The sequence below is a fragment of the Psychrosphaera aestuarii genome, assembly GCF_017948405.1.
Lineage (GTDB): Bacteria > Pseudomonadota > Gammaproteobacteria > Enterobacterales > Alteromonadaceae > Psychrosphaera > Psychrosphaera aestuarii.
In genome coordinates this window covers 1,773,474-1,796,785 of record NZ_CP072844.1, presented here as the reverse complement: position 1 = coordinate 1,796,785, position 23,312 = coordinate 1,773,474, and the positions used below count along the sequence as shown (strand labels likewise).

Below are 23,312 nucleotides of genomic sequence, written 5' to 3'. Positions count from 1 at the left end.
TAGTTTTGACAATCAAATGGCCTTTATCGTTATAATGATAAAGGCTTTTTAATATTTTTGGATTCAAAATGAGTAATAAAGTAGTTAAATACTCTTTAATAGGGTTTGGTCTATATGCTGTGTTGGCTGCGGGCGTTTTAACTTTATATGAAGACGACCCAGAACAGATGAGATGGGACGATAGGCAAGCCTATAACAAAAAGTACATTAATCAGTTATCAATAGATGTTCCTCTAACTAAAGAAAAAATTATCAAAACGTTAGGCTCGCCTGATATAACTGAAGCAAAAATACTCGATAGTGAAACTTATCAAGTTATGTTCTATCGGACGAACCACCAAAAGTCAGATGGCATTACGACAAAGGACGAATGTACACCGTTACTTTTCAAAGATGGCAAGCTCATTGCTTGGGGTATATCAGCCTTTGAACAATTTGACTCTATTAAACTTTGAATATAGATAATCCATTACTAAATCACTCCACACCAGATGTGCGCTCGTTGATCGAAAGAGCGAGCGCCTGTGCGACTATATTCAAGACGCAAGACTCCGCACGGTTACAACAAGCTATATACGATCTATTCGAGTCGTTAACGTTATCTTTGGAAACTTCAACTGATACAACATTATTACTGCTCAACTTACGAGACAAACATCGTAGCTTTTTAACAAACACAATTTTAAAAACTGTTCTTATTACTTCACTATTGAGCTTGCATAGTCGCTACGGTAAAACTACGGCAAGGCGGTTAGTTACTGCCAGTTTATTAATTTTATATACAATAACGCCCTATCTATTAAGTGTGCGAAAGAATCCTAGTCTCTTTTACCGCTATGTAAATACTTTTAAGCATGCAGCGAGTCATTGTTTTAAACAAATCAAAAACATTTATATCAAAGAGCCTGACATTCTTCGTCTTATTTCGCAAATTGCTAACATCAACGAGTTTAGTAGTAAAAATCAATTATGTCAGTCCATTGTGATAGTCGGTTTAAATAGCTCGATAACAACCAATTCTGGTGTGTTTGGCTCGACAGCATTAACGGCTGATAATGCCCTAATGAGAAGCCTCACTTTAAAGAATTATATTTGCCCTAAACCCTTTACCTCAATGTACACAAATAATTTTATTGGAGTGCTACCTTTGTTAGCTTCAGGAAAACTATGTGTGCTTGCCAACGGCACTGCTGTTATTGTCGGTCAACAATGGGTGAATGATGACTTTATCAATAATGTTGCTAAAAGAGATATTCATTGTGTTCCTTATATAAAATCAAAAGGTATCTATCAAATAGCAAAAGGGCTGTCGATAACTCAAAACATGATCCGATTTGTTCTGCCGCAACAGGCGATTGACTTTACGAGCATATCGTCAAATTGGCTACAATGTACATTAGACCTGCCTATCGATAATAAGCCGCTAATATACGAAAGCAAAACTCGTTATATGCCTCCATCACATTTAGAAAGTGCGTCTAAGGCGTTATTGTCTGAAACTAACCAATTAATTGCAGATTACTTATCACAAGACTCTATGCGTTCTAGTTTGGTTATGCAGTATGCTCAACATAGTACTCGTGTAATGCAACCAATTTCTAGTGTAAAGCACGCTATTGCCTTATTAGGTATGATAAGAATATTTCCTGTTGTTTGCATATCTGAAATGCAGGTTGCAGAATCACAAAATTTAGCTTTTGGGGAATATGAAATTATTAACAAGGAAGAGATGTTCGCAAAAGTCGCCAATATTATCACTAAGACTTTTAGCTTCGACATTCCTGAATACGTAGAGCTATTAGCTAGAGTTTTATTTCAAGGTTTGATGCTCATTCCAAAGAGTCGTTATGCCGCTAGCGTTTCCACGTTATTGGGCGCCAACGACGAAATGACCATTTCTCTAAATACAGCGTTTGGGCAAGCAGACGCTCAATCTTGGTTCAAAACATCAAAGCAGTTGGCAACCAAATGGAAACTCCCAAAGTTATATCTATCAAGTACTACAAGTTTTTTTGAGGTTAAATCAGGGCGTTTAGCACTTAGTAGCTTGCCAAATAAGACCAAAAAAATAGTCGCTTCATTGATACTTTCTGAGTGGGTATTAACTCAATGGTTGAGAGGCGAACATAAAATTAGAAACATAAACGAAATTAACAGTACAATTAAGGACGTTGGCATTTTACCAACGGAGTTACAGAGTCTATATCAAAAGCTAATAGAGAATATTAGCCCATCAAGTAGTCTTATTTAAATTTGCCGCAACAAACAAAAGTATCCAAGCTACTATTAAGATAACACCACCAATTGGCGTAATCATTCCAAGTATTTTTATACCGCTTATCGCAAGTATGTATAGCGATCCGGAAAATATAATAATTCCGCTGACAAAACACATTAGCGCTTTATCTAGGTACTTATTTGTCGGTACAAATGATAGACCTAATATAACGGGCGTATGAAACATTTGATATTGTAATGCTGTTTGCCAAACAGATAGTTCATACGGAGACAATATAGCCTTTAGAGCATGCGCTCCAAACGCTCCTAGTACAACAACTAAGAGGCCTAAGCAAACAGCAAAATTAAACATAAATCTGTTTTCAATTTTCATTGTTTAGACCGCTATTAATAAAACTTACTATGTGTGAAGTTACAAGCATATTGTTTGACTCTTCATTATAACCAGATGATTTTCTAGGTTTAAAGCTGTGATCACCATCTGGTATCCACGCTAATTTTGTGTCTATTGGCAGAGTAACCTCGCTTAATAGCGCTCTTCCACCAAAAGTATCGCGCTCACCTTGAATAATAAACATGGGGGTTAACATACGCTCAAAATGTGCGGTTCTCCCTTCGAGTTTTTCAGGTTTACCGGGCGGTATGAAAGGATAACCGAGTACGATCACACCGTTAATAGAAATTTCCGGACTAGTAGCAACCATACTTGCAATTCGTCCTCCCATACTTTTTCCAACTAAGTAAACAGGGTAATTATTTGTGTTGGAGGCTGTTACAAGTTTAACCTCGTTGACAAAATGAGCTGTCAATACTTCAGCTTTATTCGGCGGTCGACGTTTAGATTGCTCATAACTGATTTGCATATAAGGGAAATTAAAAGCGAAAACTTGAAAACCGTTTTTAGCTAGGGACATAGCTTGCGTGACTATAAACTCGTGCTGATTACCGGCACCTGCACCGTGAGCTAATATTACAATCGCTTTTATTTTTTCAGGAGTATATATCGTTCTCTCTAACGACGTTTTATCAATGCTTATCAAACTCTAAACCTTGTGATTCTTTTTTTACTTTATTCAATAACCAATTTCTAAATATTTTTATTTTAGGGCTATCTATTTGTGAGTCTCGACAAACCAAATAATAGGCTCGTTCGCTAATCAATGCCTGTGTAAATGGCACTACCAAGCGACCAGAGTCGATATCTGGTTGTGCTAACACGCTATGTGCTAACGCGATACCTTGGCCATGAATAGCAGCTTGTAACACCATAGAAGAATGCGAAAATATAGGCCCTTGGTTAACGTTAATATCTTGAACTCCTACGGACTTAAGGTAATCTTTCCAGTTAGTTCTAGTAGTATCGTGTAGCAAGGTAAAATTACGTAAATCTTCTAGTGTTTTAAGACCGTTGTTTAGTGACAGTAGCAGAGGTGAGCAAACAGGTATTAGATATTCTGTGTGTAGTTTGTCAGCATGGGTTCCACTCCAGTGTCCTTTGCCATAATAAATCGCGACATCAACATCATCCGTTAACGAGTTATCGTCATGATCTTGGGCTTTTATCCTTACATCAATGTCAGAATTATGCGCCGCAAAATCACTAAGGCGAGGTACTAACCATTGAATAGCGAAACTAGGCGTCAATGCAATACTCACTGAACCTTTCGCGCCGCGGCTTAATAGACGTTCAGTAGCATCATGTAAATTAACAAAAATATCTTTGATGTCGAGATAGTAACTTTGCCCTTCTTCTGTGAGTAAAAGGGAACGGTTTCTTCGCATAAACAACTTTATACTTAGATGATCTTCTAATAATTTAATTTGATGGCTAATCGCTGCTTGAGTAACAAACAGCTCTTCCGCTGCTTTAGTAAAACTCAAGTTACGTGCAGCTGCTTCAAAAGCTTTAAGTGAATTAAGTGGAGGTAATCTACGAGCCATTATTTTTTTTTGTCATTAGAAATATTGAAGTGAGTGTACCACTAGAATATTTATATAACATCTAAAACATAGCTGACCAGTATCAACAACGCATTAATATTAATAATAATGATTGTTAAAAAGTAATATTATATAAGCAATTATAATTTCTATAATGGTTAGAAAGCGCCTACCTTTGCAGTATTAGGTATTATTAAATTAGGACAATTATGGCACAAATACTTACTGACAATTCTCAAAGTATTGGCAATACGCCTTTAGTAAAACTAAATCGCGTCACTTCAGGTAACGTTTATGCAAAAATAGAAGCGAGAAACCCTTCTTTTAGTGTCAAATGTCGTATTGGTGCGAATATGATATGGGATGCTGAGAAAAATGGCCGATTAACTCCAGGGAAAGAGCTAATAGAGCCTACTTCTGGTAACACTGGTATTGCTTTAGCGTTTGTGGCGGCATCACGAGGATATAAACTTACGTTAACTATGCCTGAGACTATGAGTTTAGAAAGACGTAAATTATTGAAGGCTTTGGGAGCGAAGTTAGTTCTCACCGAAGGACCAAAAGGCATGGGTGGCGCAATCGCAAAGGCAAATGAAATTGTTGCTAGCGACCCAGAAAAGTATGTGTTGCTTCAACAATTTGAAAACCCTGCAAATCCACAAATACACTTTGAAACAACCGGTCCTGAAGTTTTTAACGACACTGGAGGAAATATCGACTTCTTTGTAGCTGGCGTTGGCACGGGAGGAACCATTACTGGTGTTTCCAGATATTTAAAGAAAGAAAAAGGATTAGATGTAAAATCAGTCGCGGTTGAGCCAAGTGACTCCCCAGTTATTACGCAAAAACTAGCTGGTTTGGAATTGAAACCAGGTCCTCATAAAATTCAAGGCATTGGTGCTGGCTTTATCCCAAAAAATTTGGATTTGTCTTTACTAGATAGCGTTGAGCAAGTTAGCAACGACGACTCAATGACAATGGCACATAGATTGATGAAAGAAGAAGGTATTTTGGCTGGTATCTCCTCGGGTGCAGCTGTTGTTGCGGCAAAACGTATTGCTGAACGTCCAGAAAATAAAGATAAAAACATTGTAGTGATATTAGCGAGTTCGGCAGAGCGTTATTTGTCATCTCCACTTTTTTCGGGTGAATTTGATGAGGAAGAACTTGTTCAATAATCTCAAAGACTTTCCATAGGCTATTTTTATGTTTACACTTGTAGCTGTCCCATCATAAAGGATATCTACAAGTGATAAAAAAATGCCTTTTAGCTTTTGTTTTAATATTTACTGTCGGTTGTGAAAAAAAGAGCGATAACATCCCTGCTTTTGCCAATCCAAATGCGCCTGAATACCGAGCGTTGACGTTTTTTGATGCACTTTATAACAACAACAACTTAGAACTAGCACTAAAGTATTCTACTGAACAGCACGCTAGAATCATAAAGTCCTATGGCAGTACAAAAGGCTATGCTCGTTATGTTCTAAATCTACAGTTTGATCCCGGCGTTGATTTAAAAATTGATAGAACGTTAAGCCAGGTGGAAACTGACGCGCAACAAACAACAACGGTAAATATTCTGTTTTCTGGTTTTTATCATGGCAACAAGATAAACGATTTAAGACAAGTCAATTTTGAAAAAGTAGATGGTAAATGGTTAATTGCTAAAATAGCGGGCGACCCATACGCCCGCCAATAGGATTTAGTTAAAATCCCTCTGCAGTCCCTTCCCTTCTTGGGTCTGCGGCGCCTTGCCAGCCTTCTTTACTTTTTAATACACCATGAATACCGGAAGTTAGATTTAATAATTTTACTTTGTGGCCCTTCTTCTCTAATTCGATTTTAATGTTATGCATGCTTGGTCTGTTTTCTAAAGATGTGTATCCGTTTCGGTTAGAAACTCGCGGCATTTCGACGACGGTCTTCATGTCTAGGCCATATTCCAGTAAACCGAGTAAAGCATATCCAACGTAGTTAATTATTCGACTACCACCAGGCGAACCTAATACCGCAAATACTTCTCCATCCTTGAAAACAATTACTGGTGTCATCGAGCTTCTAGGTCGTTTTCCAGCTTCAACTCGATTAGCTATTTGTTTACCATTAGACTCTGGTTTGAGTGAAAAATCGGTTAATTGATTATTAAGTAAAAAACCATTGGTCATTACTGTTGACCCAAACCCCATTTCAATACTGGTTGTCATAGAAATTGCGTTTCCAAATTGATCGACAATTGATATATGACTTGTATTAGGCTGTTCAATAGATACATTTGAAGCAAACGACGATGCGTTAAACTGTCCCGCTTTAGCAATGCCCAAATCGGTATCGTCTTTAATAAGCTTTACACGTTCTAAAAGATACTTTTCATCTAACATCTCAGTAACGGGTACAGAAACAAAATCACTATCGGCGATATAACGATCTCTGTCGGCAAAAGCAAGCTTGGCCGCTTGCGTGTACTTATGAATCGTTTCTGCGCTGTCTATTGCTTGTCCCTTAAAATCAACGGCTTCTAACATTTTTAAAATCTGCAGCACTGTGATCCCGCCTGAACTTGGTGGTCCCATACTACAAATGTCAAATGTATCCTGTGCGTCATAAGTAACACAAACTGGGTCTCGTTCTTTAGATTTATAGCTATTTAGGTCTTTCAGACTTAATAAACCAGGTGCTATAGATGATGTTTGCACCGCATTAACAATATCTTTTGCAGTTTGGCCATTGTAAAACTCTGAAACACCATTTTTGGCTATACGCCTTAGCGTGTTTGCGTATTCCTTATTTTTTAATAATTGCCCTTCCTTTATTGCGACACCATTTGGATAAAAATACTCTTTAGCAGGCGATAACTTCTTTAAGCCAGGATTCATTTCCATTTTAACTAGAGACGCGAGTCTCGGGCTTACGATAAAACCACGCTCGGCAAGTTCGATGGTAGGTTCAAAAAGTTTAGCCCAAGCTAAGTTTCCGCGTTTAATATGAAGGTCAGACAACATTCGTAGTACGCCAGGAGTACCCACTGAACGACCACCAACAACCGCGTCTATCCACTTTACCGGTTTACCATCTTTATCCAAAAACAACGACGGTGAAGCCGCGAGTGGTGCAGTTTCACGCCCATCATATGATTTTAGTTGTTTAGATTCGGCATTATAGTCGAGTATAAATGCGCCACCGCCTATTCCTGAGGACTGAGGCTCGACCAACGTTAACATAAGTTGTGCAGCTATGACTGCGTCCGTTGCCGTACCACCTTGCTTTAACATTGCTAAAGCCGCATTAACTGCATGGGGATTTGCAGCGGAAACCATTGCGTTTTTGGTTGTTGCGCTTTTTGTATAATTTAATCCAGTAAATGCTTCAGGAACAGCACGCGACGGCTCATCGGCTAAAACATAACTTGCAAACAATATAGGAATAAGACTAAATATGCGCATAACTCTCTCATATGTATAACGAATAGAATGATATTACCAAAACCTAAGTTATTTCACACAGGGTTTTCCATCAATAAGCAATATTTTAAGAGGTGTCATTTTTGTTAGGTTTTCCAACACAGTGGTTCTTTATTAAAGGACCAATATTTATTTCAGTCATATTAATTTTATTTGGACTTTTAGCGCCCGATATCCAATCACAACTTGCTTTGATACCTGCCGAAGTTAAAGATGGTCAGTTGTGGAGAATTATAAGCGGACAATTGGTGCATACTAATACCGCCCATCTTTATATGAACTTAGCTGGGTTACTTTTGGTCTGGGCGCTGCATGGCGACCACTACCGTCCTTATGCCCTTCCTGCTCTTAGTATTATTGGTGTTGTATGTGTTGGTCTACTTGTCACGTTTTTTAGCCAAACCGGCAGTTATTCTGGATTTTCTGGTGTGTTGCACTTTCTTTTGGCATTTGGCGCATTAATTGATATCAGCAAGCGAGATAAAACGGGTTGGTTATTAATAATAGGCCTAATATTAAAAGTGGCTTACGAAAATACATTTGGGGCGGCTTCTAGTACCGCCGAGCTTATTGGCGCTGCTGTCGCAGTTGATGCTCATGCTTTTGGGGTAGTGACGGGTATATTGATTTTTCTGGCTATAAAAAAGCCCTTTATGAATTATCACAAAGGGCTTTATAACCATATTAAATAAGACTATTTGCTAAAGATTTTGTTCAAATAGTTTATAGATTCTTCTGTATTCATCTAACCAACTAGACGGTTGCACAAAGCCATGCGGCTCAACCGGGTAGATAGCGGTTTCAAAGTCTTGTTTTTCCAACTCTATAAAACGTTGCACAAGCCTAACAACATCAACAAAAAAGACATTATCGTCTACCATAGGGGCGTTAATTAACAGTGGCTTCTGTAAACCTTCAGCAAAGTATATTGGTGAACTACGACGGTACGCAATCATATCGTCTACAGGTCTGTTTAGAATGTTAGAAGTATAGCCATCATTATAATGAGCCCAGTCAGATACAGGTCTTAACGCAGCACCTGCTTGGAATAACTCAGGCTCTTTAAATAGCGCCATAAACGTCATGAAACCACCATATGAGCCGCCATACGTTCCAATGCGCTGTCTATCGACATTCGCATTCGTAACCAACCAATCAACACCATCGACCAAATCTTGGATTTCTGGTGTACCCATTTGACGGTATATTGCTGTACGCCAGTCTCGGCCGTAACCTTTAGACGCACGATAATCCATGTCCATGACGACATAACCTTGTTGGGCTAACATACTATGGAACATAAACTCTCTAAAGTATCCCGACCACCCTTTATGACTATTCTGTAGATATCCTGCTCCGTGATTAAAAATAACGGCTTTACGAGGAGAGCCAGAACTAACGTTTTTAGGCATATATACGCGTGCATATATTGGTTTATCAGTATGACTAGAAGGTACAGCAATGATTTCAGGTTTAATCCATGGCATTGAAATAAACTCCTGGCTGACTGTATCAGTTAATTGCTGTGTTTTATTAGATGACAAATCAATTAAAAACAATTCTGTTGGTCTGAGCAAACTGGAATGTTCAACGAGTAATTTGGTCTCGTCCGGACTTAGCTTGAAGGTATTTTCACCAATAAGTGTCGTTAACGCTTTAGGCTCAGTCGTTTTCGCTGTTGATAACTGGTAAACGTGATACTCACCAGGATGGTTAATATTCGCTCTAAAATAAAAGTGGCTGTCATCACTAGTTAACACTAACGACGAAACTTCAAAATCGCCTGACGTGTGTTGAATTACTTTTTTAGTAGCGATATCTTTTGTGTAAACATGAGAATATCCTGACTGCTCCGATAAATAATATAACTTATTCGACTTGTTAAACCAGCCGAATTGATTAAACGTGTAGTTTATCCAAGCTTCATCATGGAGCTGGTGTTGCGGTATTAACTTATTATTTTTAAAATCGACAGTGACCAACCAACGATCTTTATTGTCCCAAGCTTCCAACATTATTGCGACGTTTTTTCCGTTGTTATGCCAAACAACGGCTCCTTGATCCCAAGTCCAGTCTTGCAACAAATTTATTGTTCTAGGAGCTTTTTTAGATTCGTATTTTTTTCCTTCTGCTTTAAAGTTTTCAGTTTTTATTTTAGCTAAGACATCTTTATCGTAGTCTGGAAGGTTATTAATTTTTAACTCAAATTTCTCATTTTTACTTAAGTCAACAAACCAAAACTCTTGTTGTACAGGCTTTGCATCTGCAACACGGCGACGTACTTTTTCGATCTCTATACGTCCATCATCGGCAATGTAATTAGGCATAACATCGCCCTCTCCACGCCAGCTTGTTCTTTTTTGAACAACAACGATCGCTTTGTCGCCTGTTGGTGCCACTTTTGCTAACGAAACTACATTCCCCTCACCGAAGTAAAAAGTACTATTGTTTACGAACTTATTTGTCTTTTTAATAGCCACTTTATTTTCAAAACGTTCTTTAGAGTCAGCGTGCTGTTTTGAGACATATTGAATAAGCTTATGTTGTTCTTCAGCAATGATATCTTGAGGACCTTTGGGTGCTTCTGGTTTGTCGGTCAAAGCTATTTTAAAAAGCTCTTTCTTAGATTTTGTTGCTAAATCATAAGAAATGAAACGATTAGACTCCCAATAACCGAGCCTACCATCTGTTAGAAACTGAGGAGACGACTCGTAATCACTCGTTGAGGTTATCTGTTGTACTTGACTTGAAGCGGTATTCCACAAATATATATCACCCTCAAAAACATAAGAAGCGAGGGTCTTATCAATGTTATAAACAGTCTGGTTTAACTTTGTTTTGTGGTATTCAGTAATCGCGACATTTTTAACACTATTAATATTGCTTGTGTCCAATCTAAACTGTTTGTTAATTACCGAGCTGTCTTGTTTTTGTTGATAAACTACATGACGTGAATCTGGTAGCCAGGCAGCTGCTTGTGGCGTATGACCAATCCAACTTGGATCAGACATAATTTTTTCTAACGTAATCTTGGTATCAGAGGCTGCTAACACCGATGTTGTCGTTGTAATTACAACGCTTGCAAGTCCTAACAGTAGCAACCGTTTAACACTGATTTTATTGTTATACATTCGTTAAAATCCTATTTTTTTACTTAGAGTTAGTAATAGACCAAGTGCTAAGTTTTCCAAACATTTTTGTTAATGCGGATGACGCGGCGAAACCAAGCTTTTCTGCAATATTATGTTTTACTTTATATTCTATTTTAAATACGTTGTAGTCTTCCATTGCGTCTAGGACCACATCATCACTTGTCATCACTTTATCTATCAAATTAAGCGCAAGGGCTTGAGTACCATACCAATGTTCGCCAGTTGCTACGGCATTAATATCGACAGAAGGACGATTATTAGCGACAAACTCTTTAAACAATACATGTGTTTCTTCAAGTTCCTCTTTAAACTTTTCGCGCGCTTTATCAGTATTTTCACCTATAACCGTTAACGTTCGTTTAAACTCACCAGCAGTATGTTGTTCAATTTCGACATCATGTTTTTTAAGTAATTTATTTATATTAGGTAATTGGGCAATAACACCGATTGATCCAATGATAGAGAATGGTGCCGCTACGATTTCATTTGCAACACAAGCCATCATGTATCCACCTGATGCTGCAACTTTATCAACCGCAACAGTAGTGTGAATATTTTTTGCTTTTAATCGTGATATTTGGGAGGCAGCTAATCCATAGCCGTGTACTACACCACCAGGGCTTTCTAACCTAATCAAAACTCTATCGCCGTCTTGTGCAATTGAGATAATTGCTGTTACTTCTTCACGAAGTGACTCTGTTGCACTTGCGTCGATATCACCGTCAAAGTCTACAATGAATAACCTAGACTTCTGTTTGTCATCTTGCGGATTTTTCTTTTCGAGTTTTTTCTTTTTCTTTTGTTCTGCCTTTTGTTGCTTTTCAAAAGATTTTGCTTCTTCTTTACTTAGTAGTGCTTTTTTTAAATCTTTTATGTCATCTTCAAAATCTTCAGAAATATACTCTAAATTTAATTCCCCTTTACGACTTTGCTTTTGCTTAATCGCAGCACCAGCGATAACGCCAATAACTAAGGCTATCGCTACAACAATAGTAGCTGTTTTGGCTATAAATAAACCGTATTCGTATAAAAATTCCAAGTCTTACTCCTGATAGATTTTTAATCTTAATGATGATTTTAATATTGTGTATTATTTCTTAATAAAAACAAAAAACCAGCCTAAGCTGGTTTTTTATTTGTAACGTTACGTTATCTATTACGGAGCGGGTGTTTGACACGCAGTTTCCGCGTCAACGCCCTCTATTATACCAGCACCAATGGCTGTCGGTGTAATATTAACAAGTTTACCGTTCGACCCAAAGAAAGTACCAGCCATAATAATGGTTTCAGCATTTACTGCAGAATAAAGCTGAGGATACGGCATAGGTAACGATGTTGCTGGGCTAAGTACAGTGCCATGAGAACCATATTTAAACTCAACAATGCTTTGGAAGCCTGTTTCAGACATACCACAGTCTGTTACTTTGGAAAGCCCCATTACTGCTTCAAAGCCACTTGTACCTGCCAGAGGGTTTGTTGTAACAGAGTTTGGTACAACTTGGTCTGATGGGTTAAGGCCTAAACCTGCGACTTCGCTACCTTCATCGCCAACCATTTCGTAAACTAATACAGGCGTACCGTTTGCTTTAAGCAGACTTGCATAGTTTGTCGGGTCTGATGAATCTATAACAGTTTGAGCCGCAAAAGAGAACTGAGCAAAACCTGCTTGCATTCCGGCTAATAACTCCACGTTATTTTCCGCTTCAGCTTGCGCTTTTAGTGCTTGGTACGCACAAACTAACGCTACGTTTTGATCAACAACGTTAAAGTTAGCATCTAGCGCTGGACCACATTGTTGTGGGTTAGCTTGAACAATTGCTGCAAATGCTTCTGGTTGCAGATTTGCGGCTAACGCTGCAGTTAACTCATTACCTAAGCCATAGATAATTGACGCTTGCACCAATGGCCCAAATGCACCAGATTCAACTAAGAAATTACCAACACCACCACCTGGGTTAGATAATACCGAGCTGTTAATCTTATAAAGTGCGTCTAGTTCAGGAACACCAGTCGGTGTGTTCGCAACGGCGGTAAAACCAGCACCAGTAATTGCGCCTAAAGAATGCCCTAAATAATGAACGTTCGATGTATCTATAACTTTCATATCTGGTGCCATTGGGTTAGTAAAATCTACTAAGGCATTAATTGAAAGACGTAATTTTAAAGCATCAGCAATAGATTGACGCATATTATCACGCGCTGATAACAAGCTTTGTAAGTTCAAGTATGCTGTCGGATTATTCCCAGGTATACCTGAAGAAGCATTTACTACAATAGGGTCTGCACCTTCAACTTCCACTACAAAACCACGTTGACCGTGCAGCGGGTGATCAATCGCAACAGTTACAAAACCCATTGCAGATAAGATACCTGTTGCTGCCAACATATCTTCTTTTTTAGAAGTTACACCATGCTGAAGAATAACTACAGGCCAGCCATTCTCCGGTTTAACTAGTGGCTCTGTAAGCCCAAACGCTGGTCGAACCAAGTTTGCATTATCAATATTTGGAACCGTGATTTGAACTGGTACATTTTGAACACTTTGTACAGCAGGAATCGGATTGTATTTTGTCAAATGGCGAGCAGTGTCGACACCAAAATCCGCAAGACCAAGTTGCACACACATTTCATGGTTATCACCAGCGCCAGCGGCTAATGCTGCTTTTTGCTCAGCTGACAATGCATTTAACGTTGCGCCACTATCACACATCGCTTTCCAACGACTTGATAACGCATCAGTGCCATCCTCTAGGTAGTATGGTAACGAAACCATAGCGCCAAACAAGTTAGCCGAGTTATACAAAGCGTATGCTTGTGATGTTGGGTCGTTTGGAATCGCGCCAGCTGCAGCTAGTGCCATAGCAACGGTTAATTCTACATCAACAGTATTGCCTTCGGCGTCAATTGGAACCGCTGTAGTAACACGTCTCATTGGCATTACAACAGAAGTTGCGTCAGCTTGCGCCATTGCACCAAATGTTTGTCCATTCAGTTTTTTAACTACTTGTAGCGGATCTGCTGAAGGCAAACCGGCTGACTGAACAGTGAAGGCTTGTGTATAAACAATAGACGCACCATCCGCGCCCAAATCTGCTTCCAAAACGTCTTCAAAGTTATTTATCATCGTTTGAAGTAAACGGATACCCGCTTGAGTAGCATTTAGTTCAGATGTTGGTATCGAAGGAAGTACTAGTGGAGCGGTATTAATATCAGTTTTTACACTGTTATACGTGCTCGATGGTAATAAGGCGTTGCCGTTGCTATCAACGACTTTATCGCTAAGCGCAACAACATAGCTCGCACCACCTTCAAATGGCTTAAGTGGAATTATCGCTATAGAGCCACCGACCAATCTAGCAAAGTAATCTACGCCAAATGTTAGTTTCTCTTCGCCTTTACATAATAAGCCTGACTTTGCCGGATCCATACATTCTGCATCCGTCAAACTTGGGAATTTTTCTACTTTATAAACATCAACCGCGCCAGGAACCATAAGCGAGTTAGCGTCGATAGTTACGTCGCTAGCACTGGTATAATCCAAAGCAATTGTGAAAGAGTTTTGTGTACCCCAACCATCAAGAGCACCGATTGCAGATTGTGGGTTGCTAAAATCAACTGCTTCGCCAGCCGACTTAGAAGCAACTTCAGAAGGCATTTCTAATGTACCGTCTGTAGTTCCGCTATATAAAAGGTCGTTTGGTACAGATATTTCACCCGCTGATGGGTTAAATACCACTCTAATTCTTGGTGTGGTTGCCTTGGCTACCGCCGCCGCTTCCAACTCAGTGCGCTGTTGCGCGTTTTCTGTTTGAACATCAGCAAGTGTTGTATCATCACAGGCGGTAAGGCCTAGTGCACTTGTAATTGCTAAACTAAGTACTAATTTTTTCATTTCTCTCCCCAGAGTCCTAGTTATTATTTTTATTGACGTTTCTACGTCTTATTTTAATTTGGGACATTATTAACAGCTTAGACCAGTCAAAGTTACATTAGAAAAAAACAATAAGCTAGTATTAGCGTCAAAATCAATGTAAAAATTTTCATCTATTAATGAATTTAACCGTGATGACCTGTAACATACTGCTACTTAAATTCTTTTATAACGATATTTTATGAAACTTGATCAACTTCCTGAAGATAAAACGCTATTAAATGACAAGGTTATATTAGTAACGGGTGCCGGAGACGGTATCGGGAGACAAGCTGCAATAACTTTCGCTGAATATGGTGCAGAAGTCATATTACTCGGCAAAACAGTAAAAAAGCTCGAAGCTGTTTACGATGAAATAGTCCATAACGGTGGTAAACAACCGGCTATTGTACCTTTAGATATGAAAGGCGCTACGGTGAAAAACTACCAAGACATGGCGGCAACCATACTCGATCAGTTCGGTCGCTTAGATGGGTTACTTAACAATGCGTCGATATTAAATTCTTTAAATCCAATAGAACATATTAACGAAGATTCTTTTGATAAAGTCATGAAAGTTAATTTCAAGGCTACGTTCTTTTTAACTCAAGCTCTTATCCCAGCGCTTAAAAAAGCCCCTCACCCTTCGGTAATATTCACGAGCAGTACTGTCGGTAAAAAAGGACGCGCGTTTTGGGGTGAATATGCGTTTTCAAAATTTGCCACAGAAGGCCTCATGCAAACCATGAGTGATGAATATGCTCACATAGGTATGCGAGTTAATGCAATTAATCCGGGTGCGACTAAAACAAAAATGCGAGCTAAAGCTTACCCGGGTGAAGATGTAACAGCCCTTAAAACACCGGCAGATATAATCCCGACTTATGTACATCTTATGTCTGACTTAACACTAGATATTCAAGGTCAATCTATTGATCTACAAAGCTAGACTTGATCTCCTTTAATTTGCTTTGGGATCTCAATAATAAACTGAGATCCCATGTTTTCTGTACTTTTTACAGTAATTTTCCCCTTCAACGCTTCGTTAACTATATTGTAAACAATACTTAACCCTAGTCCACTGCCACCCTGACCTCGTTTTGTTGTATAAAAAGGGTCAAACACACGTTCTAGATATTCTGTTTTAATCCCCTTTCCATCATCGATAACCTTTATTACTAATATATCATCTAGTTCTATGCACCTTACTTCGACACAGCCTACATCTCCTTTTTCATATCCATGTATTAACGCGTTAATTAGAAGGTTTGAGATAACTTGGGAAAAAGCACCTGGCCGAGTTGCAATATATATTTCATTCGGACAATCTAGTTTGAGGTTGATCTGTGTTGGCCGGTATTTGGGTCTTACAGTATCAAATATTTTATCTAAATACTCACGCAGTTTGAGGGTTCTTATATCGAAGTTATTCTGGTCAACCGCAACTTCTTTGAAATTTTTTATTAAACTGGAAGCAACATTTAGTTGATCTGTCATCAATAACAGAAGTTTGTTTGACTCGGTAATATAAGTATCAAAGCTAGTGGCCGTAAGCGTGCCAGTATTTTTAAATTTTTCGAGTTGCTTAAGTTGCGACAATGCCTGACTTACGCCCGTTACCGCAACTCCTAACGGAGTATTTATCTCATGAGCAACCCCTGCGACAAGCTCACCGAGCGAGGCCATTTTCTCCGATTTTACTAGCTCGTTTTTGGTGTCGTGTAATTCTTCTAACGCCTGTAATAATGAGCTATTCGCCTCTTGATACTCTTTTGTTCTATCAGAAACTGTGATTTCAAGACTTTCATTTAGTTTTGTTAACTGTGCTGTCCGTTCATTTACTATGTCCTCAAGACCTTGATTCATGTGCCACAAATTTTTTGCCATTATCTCAATATTGTAAGATAGCGTTTTTATTTCAGATGGGTCTTTATGATGATAATCAATTTCTATATTTTTTTTACCGGTGGCTATTTCACTTACTTTATTATTTAAATACGTTATTGGCTTAGTAATTTGTCGGCTGAATGTAAATCCAATAAACAAGGTTACTAACATAACTAAAATAAAGGCTGAGAATAAATAGAGATAAAAGGTATCAATCGCATTAAATACTTCTGCGCTTGCAATATTTACTGAAACTACTAGCGCTCGGCCGGGAATTTGTTTTTCGATAGTGATCAATGGTTGTCTAGTGTTTAGAATATTATTAAGAAATCCGTCATATTTAACTTTGTTTATTAAAATACTTGGTTTTAAATCTTCAACAACCGACAAGTCTGATAGCGCTATCCATTTGCCACTTTGGCTAACGGTGTAGACCTGCGTAAAACCATCATCACCAAATCCTGCATTGTCATAAAATGTTTCTACAGACGATGTAATATCTATGACAATATCGACCTCCGCGATTAACTGTGCGTTTACAAAAATTGGCTCTTTAACATGTAAGTAAGTTTTTCCAACAAAAGATTTACTTATACGATGAAAGCCATAATTCGCTTTATTACTCTTCGCTATTAAATCTTCGCCTTTCACTAAATTATTTAACTGTCCTAACGACGATATAACTTTGCCGTCCTTTGCCAAAACATCTATTTTTACTAACATACCTGACGTTTCCATCAAGTCGTTAAGTAGCTTACGAATTGAAACAAAGTTCTCTGGTGAGTCTTCATTTATAAAGTTGGCAACACTAACAGCAAGTTGGGAGTTATTGGCAACACTCAAAGCGAGTTCTCCTAAGTTATCAAGGGACTGTTCAACCTTTATCTCTTGGCTTCTTACCAGCGCTTCTATTCGCTCATTTAGATTTTCATTTATGTATGACTTACTGAAGTTTACGGTAAGGGAAATCAGAACAATAAGGGCAAACATAGATGTACCAATGACAAAAATTAGAGTTCTAGAAAATATTGACAAATTCACCTTCCTCGCCTATTAAATTAATAGTAGTCATAGTGTTATGGGCACCGACACTATTATAAAAGTAGCACATCATCCGATGTTTAATGTTAAGGACAAAGAAAGTATGTCAAATGACGGTGCAAACACCTCTTTTGTTTTCGCTCCAGAAGCGCCTGTAGATGAACATGAAGTGAAGGACGTACTTAAACCATGGAATATTCTCATCGTCGATGATGAACCAAGTATTCATCAAATTACTGAAATTGCATTAGGTCATTTTGAATTTGCGAGCCGTCCTTTGCATTTTTTACATGCATATTCTGGCGAACAAGCGTGCCAAATTGTGGCTAATCATAACGACATTGCCTTGGTTTTATTAGACGTAGTAATGGAAACCGATGATGCTGGATTAAAAACAGTAAACTATATTAGAAACGAATTAAATAATAATAATGTACGGGTTATTCTAAGAACAGGGCAACCTGGACAAGCACCAGAAATGGAAGTTATCGAAAAATACGATATTAACGGTTACAACGAAAAAACTGAGTTAACAGCCAATAAACTACACTCAATATTATATACCGCCCTTCGATCTTATCGCGATATTGTTGCTCTCGACAAACATAGAAAAGGCCTTGAAAAAGTTATCGATGCAACTGCAAGTATTTTAGAAAAAAGCTCACTACAGGGTTTTGCGCAGGGTGCTCTTGAGCAGCTTGCTGCTATTTTGTATGTCGATAATGATCTCGTATTAATGGAATATGATGCGGTAATGGCGACACGAGACTCATCGACGGTAAAAGTTCTAGCATCAGTAAAGTCGGGAAATCAAAACCCAAACATAGAGGATGAGAATGATCTCATTACTGAATTAACCTCAATCACAGAGTATCATCAGGGCAGCGAGTTTATTACTGAAAGTAACCGAATAGTATTCACCAATTCTTATGGCGAAAAACGGCTCGTCCTAGCCATTAGGGGCAACACAAACATTTCCCCTACAGATTATTTTTTAATAGAGCTATTTTGTAAAAATGTTGCAATAGCGCTGGAAAATATCGAACTTTACGATGAAGTATCTACGACTCAAAAAGACATTATTTATTCCGTATGCGAGTTAGCTGAGTCTCGCTCTAAAGAGACTGGCAATCATGTCCGCCGCGTTGCTATGTACTCAAAGTTAATGGCACAGAAATACGGCTTAAGTGAAGCGCAATGTGACGAATTGTTTTTTGCCTCTCCACTACATGACGTAGGTAAAGTTGCAATTCCTGACAGTATATTAAATAAGCCTGGACCGCTTACTGACGCCGAATGGGAAATAATGAAAACCCACGCTGAAGTTGGCTTTAATACATTAAACCATTTAAAAAAGCCGATATTCCAAGCAGGTGCAATACTTGCTGGGCAGCACCACGAAAATTGGGATGGTTCGGGTTACCCTGCTGGTCTAAAAGGGACAGACATCCATATTTATGGACGAATTACTGCGATTGCTGATGTGTTTGACGCATTAATGAGTAAACGGTGTTACAAACCGGCTTGGGATCAGTCGACCGTAAACTCATTTATTGTGGAGCAGTCTGGTCGTAAATTTGATCCTGAATTAGTCACGCTGTTCATTGACAATTATGAAGAGTTTGTAGCGATTTACGAAAAATATAAAGACCCTGAATAGAAAAGCCCCTGTTTTATTACAGGGGCCTAAAACTTATTTTTGTTTCGCTTGACGCATTTTATGCTTTTTAACGGCTCGTTTAATTCGAGCATGAGCGACGCGTCTTGTCTGCGCGGTATCTTTTTGTATATTCGGGTTGAATTCGCGAAGTTCTCTGTCTAGACCAACTTTTTTACGTAACTGGTTTAATTCGTCCAAACCAAGTTCTTTCCATCCACCTTGGATTAATCGTCTGTCTAGTTTTATCTCAGAGTACCTTACGCGCACTAACCTTGAAACCGTTAGCTCTTGAGACGCCCATAAACGACGTACTTCTCTATTACGACCTTCTTTTAGGCTAACACTGAACCATTTGTTCTTACTTTCGTCATCTGAATTACGTTCGGCTTTAACACGATCGAACTTTGCCATTCCATCTTCTAATTCAACACCTTTAGTCAAATTATGAAGTTTTTCATTCGTAACTTCACCAAATACGCGCACCGAATACTCACGCTCTACTTCATAACTCGGGTGCATTAATCGATTAGCTAATTCGCCGTCATTGGTAAACAATAAAAGCCCTGACGTATTTACGTCTAAACGACCAATGCCAATCCAACGACTATTTTTTAACTGTGGTAAACGATCGTAAACAGTCGGGCGACCCTCTGGATCTTTACGTGTACACATCTCACCTTCTGGCTTGTTGTACATAATTACACGACAAATTTCATCTTCTTGCGATCTAATATCAACAATATGGCCATCAACTCTGATTGTTTCTGTACCTTCAACACGATCGCCAAGTTTGGCAACGTTGCCGTTTACGCTGACTCTATTACTTGAAATATACGTTTCCATTTCACGTCTCGAGCCAACGCCGCAGCGTGCTAATACTTTTTGTAGTTTTTCACTCATTTATATAATTTCTCTACTATTTAATTTGTACATAACGATGTCTAGTCACCGTCATGTGTTAATTCTTTTTCTAATCTACCGGCAATTAGTTCAATGGATTCTGGTTCCATTAAGGTCGGAAGCTCAGACAATGACCTTAATCCAAAGTAATCTAAAAAGTTTTTATCCGTTCCATATAAGGATGGCCGACCTGGGACTTCCTTATGCCCTACTACTTTTACCCACTCTCGGTCAATTAATGTTTTGATAATGCTAGAGCTCACAGATACACCTCTAACATCCTCTATTTCACCGCGAGTAATTGGCTGCTGGTATGCAATTAGCGCTAGGGTTTCCAATAACGCTCTGCTGTATTTTGCAGGCTTTTCATGCCACAACCGACTAACCCAAGGCGCATACTCTTGTTTAGTTTGAAAGCAGAAACCTGTTGCTAATTCTACTAACTCGATTGACTTGTTTTTATAATCTTTTTTCAATAATTCTAAAGCTGCTTCAATATCCAATTTTTTGATGTTGTCATCAGGAAAAATCAAACTTTGAATTTGTGCAATTGAAATTGGTTTTCGTTGACTAAATACAACAGCTTCTATAATAGATTTTAATTGGTTTTTAGAAAATAGACCTACTTTTATTTCACTCAAGGTCTGCTCCTTTGTATTTTACATGCAAAACACCAAAAGCCGAAGCTTGAACGACGTCTAACATGGACTCTTTTACTAATTCTAAAATGGCTAAAAATGTTACGACTACACCCGCTTTTCCTTCACTAACATCAAACAGTTGTTCAAATGGAAAAAATTGGCGGTTATGCCTTAATTTTTCTAATATCTGTGACATTCGTTCTCTTGTGGAAAGACGCTCTTTAGATATTTCATGATGCTGAAAAGCATTCGCACGCTTTAAGATGTCTTGAAACGCCATGACCAACTCTTGAATATCGATACTAGGTGATTCTATCTGTATTTCCATGTCACTTGGAGGTAATGCGGAAACGATACAGTGATCCCTTTCTAAACGAGGAAGGTTATCTAAATCTAAGGCTGCAGATTTTATAACTTCGTATTGTTGCAGTCTACGAATCAGCTCTGCCCGCGGGTCATGTTCTTCTTCTTGAAGTTCATCGTGTTTTGGTAACAACAATCTTGATTTAATCTCTGCCAGCAAAGCCGCCATTACTAAGTATTCAGCAGCCAACTCAAGTTTTAAGTCGCGCATCAACTCAACATACTTCATATATTGTTGAGTTATTTCAAAAATAGGCAGATCGACAATATCAAACTTTTGTTTTTTAATTAGATACAACAAAAAATCTAGTGGTCCTTCAAAAGCGTCCAAGAACACCTCCATTGCATCTGGAGGTATAAACAAGTCTTGTGGACGGTCTATAACAATTTCTCCTCTCACTAACGCTAAGGGAAGATCTTGTTGAATCATTTGCGTTGTATCTAACTCGGTTGTCATCTTATTCAAATAAACTAACGTCACCTTCACCGTGACGAATAACTTGAGGTTCACCCTCAGAAAAGTCAATTATAGAAGTTGGCTTTTCAATGAGGTAACCGCCGTGAATAATTAGGTCGACTTGTTTTTCTATTCTAAAACGAATTTCTTCTGGATCAGACTCTGCAAAATCTTCACCTGGCAATAGTAACGAAGTGGACATTAGAGGTTCACCGAGTTCTTCTAACAAAGCTAGCGCTATTTTGTTATCTGGAATACGTATCCCGATTGTTTTACGTTTCTCATTTAATACACGTTTTGGAACTTCTTTAGTGCCTTTAAAAATAAACGTGTACGGACCAGGAGAGTGTGCACGTATCGCCCTAAAGGCTTGATTATCCACCCTAGCAAAATTTGAAATCTCTGCAAAATCTTTACACACCAAGGTAAAATTATGATTCTTATCTATTTTTCTTATCTGAACAATTCTATCCATTGCCTTTTTATCGCCCAGCGCACATGCAATGGCATACCCAGAATCAGTTGGATATACAATCACTCCGCCTTGACGAATAATTTGGACAGCTTGACTAATTAGCCGTCCTTGAGGGTTATCTGGATGTATATGAAAAAATTGGCTCATGTTGTTCTCTTGTTATCTAAATTTTACTATTTAGGCTAAGCGCCAGCTTGGATGCTGCCAAACCGGTATACAGTTTTCACTTAAGTAAATACCTCGCCCTAACTCTGTCCACCTTGTTGGAGCATGAAAATCAGATCCAAGTGAACTGTATAGACTATGCTCTTTTGCAATGTCAGAAATAAATCTTCGTTGGTCTGGACTCATTTGAGTTAATCCTACCTCCAACGCATCACCGCCAACACTTGCAAACTCTGCTACTAGTTTTCGTAGCCATTTATTAGACATGTCATAACGAACTGGATGAGCTATGACTGATATACCTCCTGCAGCACGAATTAATTCAACCGCATCGGATACACTCATCCACTCAGGCGTTACGTATGCACCCTTGCCTTTGCCGAGGTATTTCTTAAAAGCCTGATCAAATGAATTCACTGCGCCTAATTCCATTAACGCTTTGGCAAAATGAGTGCGGCTTATCACTCCATTGTTGGCATGTCTTTTTGCCAGTTCTAACGTTCCCGAAATACCTTTTTTTTCTAATTTTTGTGCGATTCGCTCAGCTCGGCCTTCACGCTGTTGTTGTTGCTTTTGTAACGAAACATTAAGTGTCTTATTTTGGGTATCAATACATAGACCTACTACATGGATTTCAAAACCATGCCACCTCGTTGATATTTCAACGCCCGAAGCAAGCCTAACTTTTAAATTTCTTAATTTAATTTCTTCTTGTGCAATTGCTAGTGCCGCAAGACTGTCATGGTCCGTAATCGCTAATACATCAACCTGTTTATTATCCGCTCTAAATACTAACTCGGTTGGACTTAACACCCCATCGGAGCAAGTAGTGTGTGTATGGAGATCATACTTTAACGCGATCTCATTTTTATGCATGCTATTCATCCCGGTATTATGACATACTGCCTTAACTACCGCTATTGATTAAAATTATCATTGACACCAGCTACAAAACGCGTTTTTATATACGCTCTTAAACAAATTAGAAAGATATTCAGATGACAAACTTACATTCAACTCGTAG

Annotated in this window: 20 protein-coding genes; 7 read left to right on the top strand and 13 right to left on the bottom strand. The window is 38.6% G+C overall.

The features are described from left to right. Positions 1-68 precede the first annotated feature (68 nt). Together J9318_RS08205 and J9318_RS08200 are read left to right on the top strand one after the other, a co-directional pair. A complete protein-coding gene (locus J9318_RS08205) occupies positions 69-455 on the top strand; it encodes a DUF3192 domain-containing protein (RefSeq protein ID WP_210559460.1) in 387 nt (128 codons plus the stop codon). Further along, positions 452-2,251 (top strand): hypothetical protein, encoded by a 1,800-nt coding sequence (locus J9318_RS08200; protein WP_210559459.1) that lies wholly within the window; start codon positions 452-454, stop codon positions 2,249-2,251. Before J9318_RS08205 ends, J9318_RS08200 begins: the two co-directional genes overlap by 4 nt. On the opposite strand, the gene J9318_RS08195 is transcribed toward J9318_RS08200, so the two are convergent. Genes J9318_RS08195 through J9318_RS08185 form a run of 3 tightly spaced genes read right to left on the bottom strand, consistent with a single transcriptional unit; the run spans position 2,234 to position 4,179 of the window. After that, positions 2,234-2,611 (bottom strand): DUF423 domain-containing protein, encoded by a 378-nt coding sequence (locus tag J9318_RS08195; RefSeq protein WP_244731606.1) that lies wholly within the window; start codon positions 2,609-2,611, stop codon positions 2,234-2,236. The two genes, J9318_RS08200 and J9318_RS08195, sit on opposite strands and share 18 nt — an antisense overlap. Then, positions 2,601-3,278, bottom strand: a complete 678-nt coding sequence (locus J9318_RS08190) for an alpha/beta fold hydrolase (RefSeq protein ID WP_210559458.1) — start codon at positions 3,276-3,278, stop codon at positions 2,601-2,603. The genes J9318_RS08195 and J9318_RS08190 overlap by 11 nt, the downstream gene beginning before the upstream one ends. Beyond that, positions 3,265-4,179 carry a transcriptional regulator GcvA gene (locus J9318_RS08185; protein WP_210559457.1) on the bottom strand — a complete coding sequence of 305 codons (915 nt, stop codon included), beginning with the start codon at positions 4,177-4,179 and terminating at the stop codon, positions 3,265-3,267. Before J9318_RS08185 ends, J9318_RS08190 begins: the two co-directional genes overlap by 14 nt. Before the next feature lie 209 nt (positions 4,180-4,388). Here J9318_RS08185 and cysK point away from each other — a divergent pair, with 209 nt between their 5' ends. Together cysK and J9318_RS08175 are read left to right on the top strand one after the other, a co-directional pair. Next, positions 4,389-5,357 carry a cysteine synthase A gene (cysK, locus tag J9318_RS08180; protein WP_210559456.1) on the top strand — a complete coding sequence of 323 codons (969 nt, stop codon included), beginning with the start codon at positions 4,389-4,391 and terminating at the stop codon, positions 5,355-5,357. Between the two features lie 71 nt (positions 5,358-5,428). Next, positions 5,429-5,878 (top strand): hypothetical protein, encoded by a 450-nt coding sequence (locus tag J9318_RS08175; protein ID WP_210559455.1) that lies wholly within the window; start codon positions 5,429-5,431, stop codon positions 5,876-5,878. A 7-nt stretch (positions 5,879-5,885) separates the two neighbouring features. Here J9318_RS08175 and ggt read toward each other — a convergent pair whose 3' ends face one another. After that, a complete protein-coding gene (gene ggt / locus J9318_RS08170) occupies positions 5,886-7,619 on the bottom strand; it encodes a gamma-glutamyltransferase (protein ID WP_210559454.1) in 1,734 nt (577 codons plus the stop codon). 101 nt (positions 7,620-7,720) lie between these two features. Between ggt and rrtA the strand changes: the two genes are divergently transcribed. Next, positions 7,721-8,329, top strand: coding sequence for a rhombosortase (rrtA, locus tag J9318_RS08165; RefSeq protein ID WP_210559453.1), 609 nt, complete (start codon positions 7,721-7,723; stop codon positions 8,327-8,329). Between the two features lie 9 nt (positions 8,330-8,338). Here the strand turns inward: rrtA and J9318_RS08160 are convergent, their stop codons facing one another. The 3 genes from J9318_RS08160 to J9318_RS08150 all read right to left on the bottom strand — a co-directional run bounded on the left by J9318_RS08160 (position 8,339) and on the right by J9318_RS08150 (position 14,681). Beyond that, positions 8,339-10,768 carry a S9 family peptidase gene (locus J9318_RS08160; RefSeq protein ID WP_210559452.1) on the bottom strand — a complete coding sequence of 810 codons (2,430 nt, stop codon included), beginning with the start codon at positions 10,766-10,768 and terminating at the stop codon, positions 8,339-8,341. A gap of 19 nt (positions 10,769-10,787) precedes the next feature. Then, positions 10,788-11,828 carry a protease SohB gene (gene sohB / locus J9318_RS08155; RefSeq protein WP_210559451.1) on the bottom strand — a complete coding sequence of 347 codons (1,041 nt, stop codon included), beginning with the start codon at positions 11,826-11,828 and terminating at the stop codon, positions 10,788-10,790. Between the two features lie 117 nt (positions 11,829-11,945). Further along, positions 11,946-14,681 carry a VolA/Pla-1 family phospholipase gene (locus J9318_RS08150; RefSeq protein WP_210559450.1) on the bottom strand — a complete coding sequence of 912 codons (2,736 nt, stop codon included), beginning with the start codon at positions 14,679-14,681 and terminating at the stop codon, positions 11,946-11,948. A gap of 220 nt (positions 14,682-14,901) precedes the next feature. On the opposite strand from J9318_RS08150, the gene J9318_RS08145 reads away from it, so the two are divergent. Then, positions 14,902-15,648 (top strand): YciK family oxidoreductase, encoded by a 747-nt coding sequence (locus J9318_RS08145; RefSeq protein WP_210559449.1) that lies wholly within the window; start codon positions 14,902-14,904, stop codon positions 15,646-15,648. Here the strand turns inward: J9318_RS08145 and J9318_RS08140 are convergent. Beyond that, positions 15,645-17,627, bottom strand: coding sequence for an ATP-binding protein (locus tag J9318_RS08140; RefSeq protein WP_210559448.1), 1,983 nt, complete (start codon positions 17,625-17,627; stop codon positions 15,645-15,647). The two genes, J9318_RS08145 and J9318_RS08140, sit on opposite strands and share 4 nt — an antisense overlap. Positions 17,628-17,730: 103 nt before the next feature. Between J9318_RS08140 and J9318_RS08135 the strand changes: the two genes are divergently transcribed. After that, positions 17,731-19,287 carry an HD domain-containing phosphohydrolase gene (locus J9318_RS08135; RefSeq protein ID WP_210559447.1) on the top strand — a complete coding sequence of 519 codons (1,557 nt, stop codon included), beginning with the start codon at positions 17,731-17,733 and terminating at the stop codon, positions 19,285-19,287. Positions 19,288-19,320: 33 nt separating this feature from the next. Here J9318_RS08135 and rluB read toward each other — a convergent pair whose 3' ends face one another. The 5 genes from rluB to J9318_RS08110 are packed head-to-tail and all read right to left on the bottom strand — an operon-like array spanning position 19,321 to position 23,164. After that, positions 19,321-20,187, bottom strand: a complete 867-nt coding sequence (gene rluB, locus J9318_RS08130) for a 23S rRNA pseudouridine(2605) synthase RluB (protein WP_210559446.1) — start codon at positions 20,185-20,187, stop codon at positions 19,321-19,323. Positions 20,188-20,228: 41 nt separating this feature from the next. Next, positions 20,229-20,828: an SMC-Scp complex subunit ScpB gene (gene scpB / locus J9318_RS08125; protein WP_244731604.1), complete on the bottom strand. Its 600-nt coding sequence runs from the start codon at positions 20,826-20,828 to the stop codon at positions 20,229-20,231. Beyond that, positions 20,821-21,648 (bottom strand): segregation and condensation protein A, encoded by an 828-nt coding sequence (locus J9318_RS08120; RefSeq protein ID WP_210562410.1) that lies wholly within the window; start codon positions 21,646-21,648, stop codon positions 20,821-20,823. The genes scpB and J9318_RS08120 overlap by 8 nt, the downstream gene beginning before the upstream one ends. Before the next feature lies 1 nt (position 21,649). Next, a complete protein-coding gene (locus J9318_RS08115) occupies positions 21,650-22,270 on the bottom strand; it encodes an L-threonylcarbamoyladenylate synthase (protein WP_210559445.1) in 621 nt (206 codons plus the stop codon). Positions 22,271-22,300: 30 nt separating this feature from the next. Next, positions 22,301-23,164, bottom strand: coding sequence for a PHP domain-containing protein (locus J9318_RS08110; protein ID WP_210559444.1), 864 nt, complete (start codon positions 23,162-23,164; stop codon positions 22,301-22,303). Between the last annotated feature and the right edge of the window lie 148 nt (positions 23,165-23,312).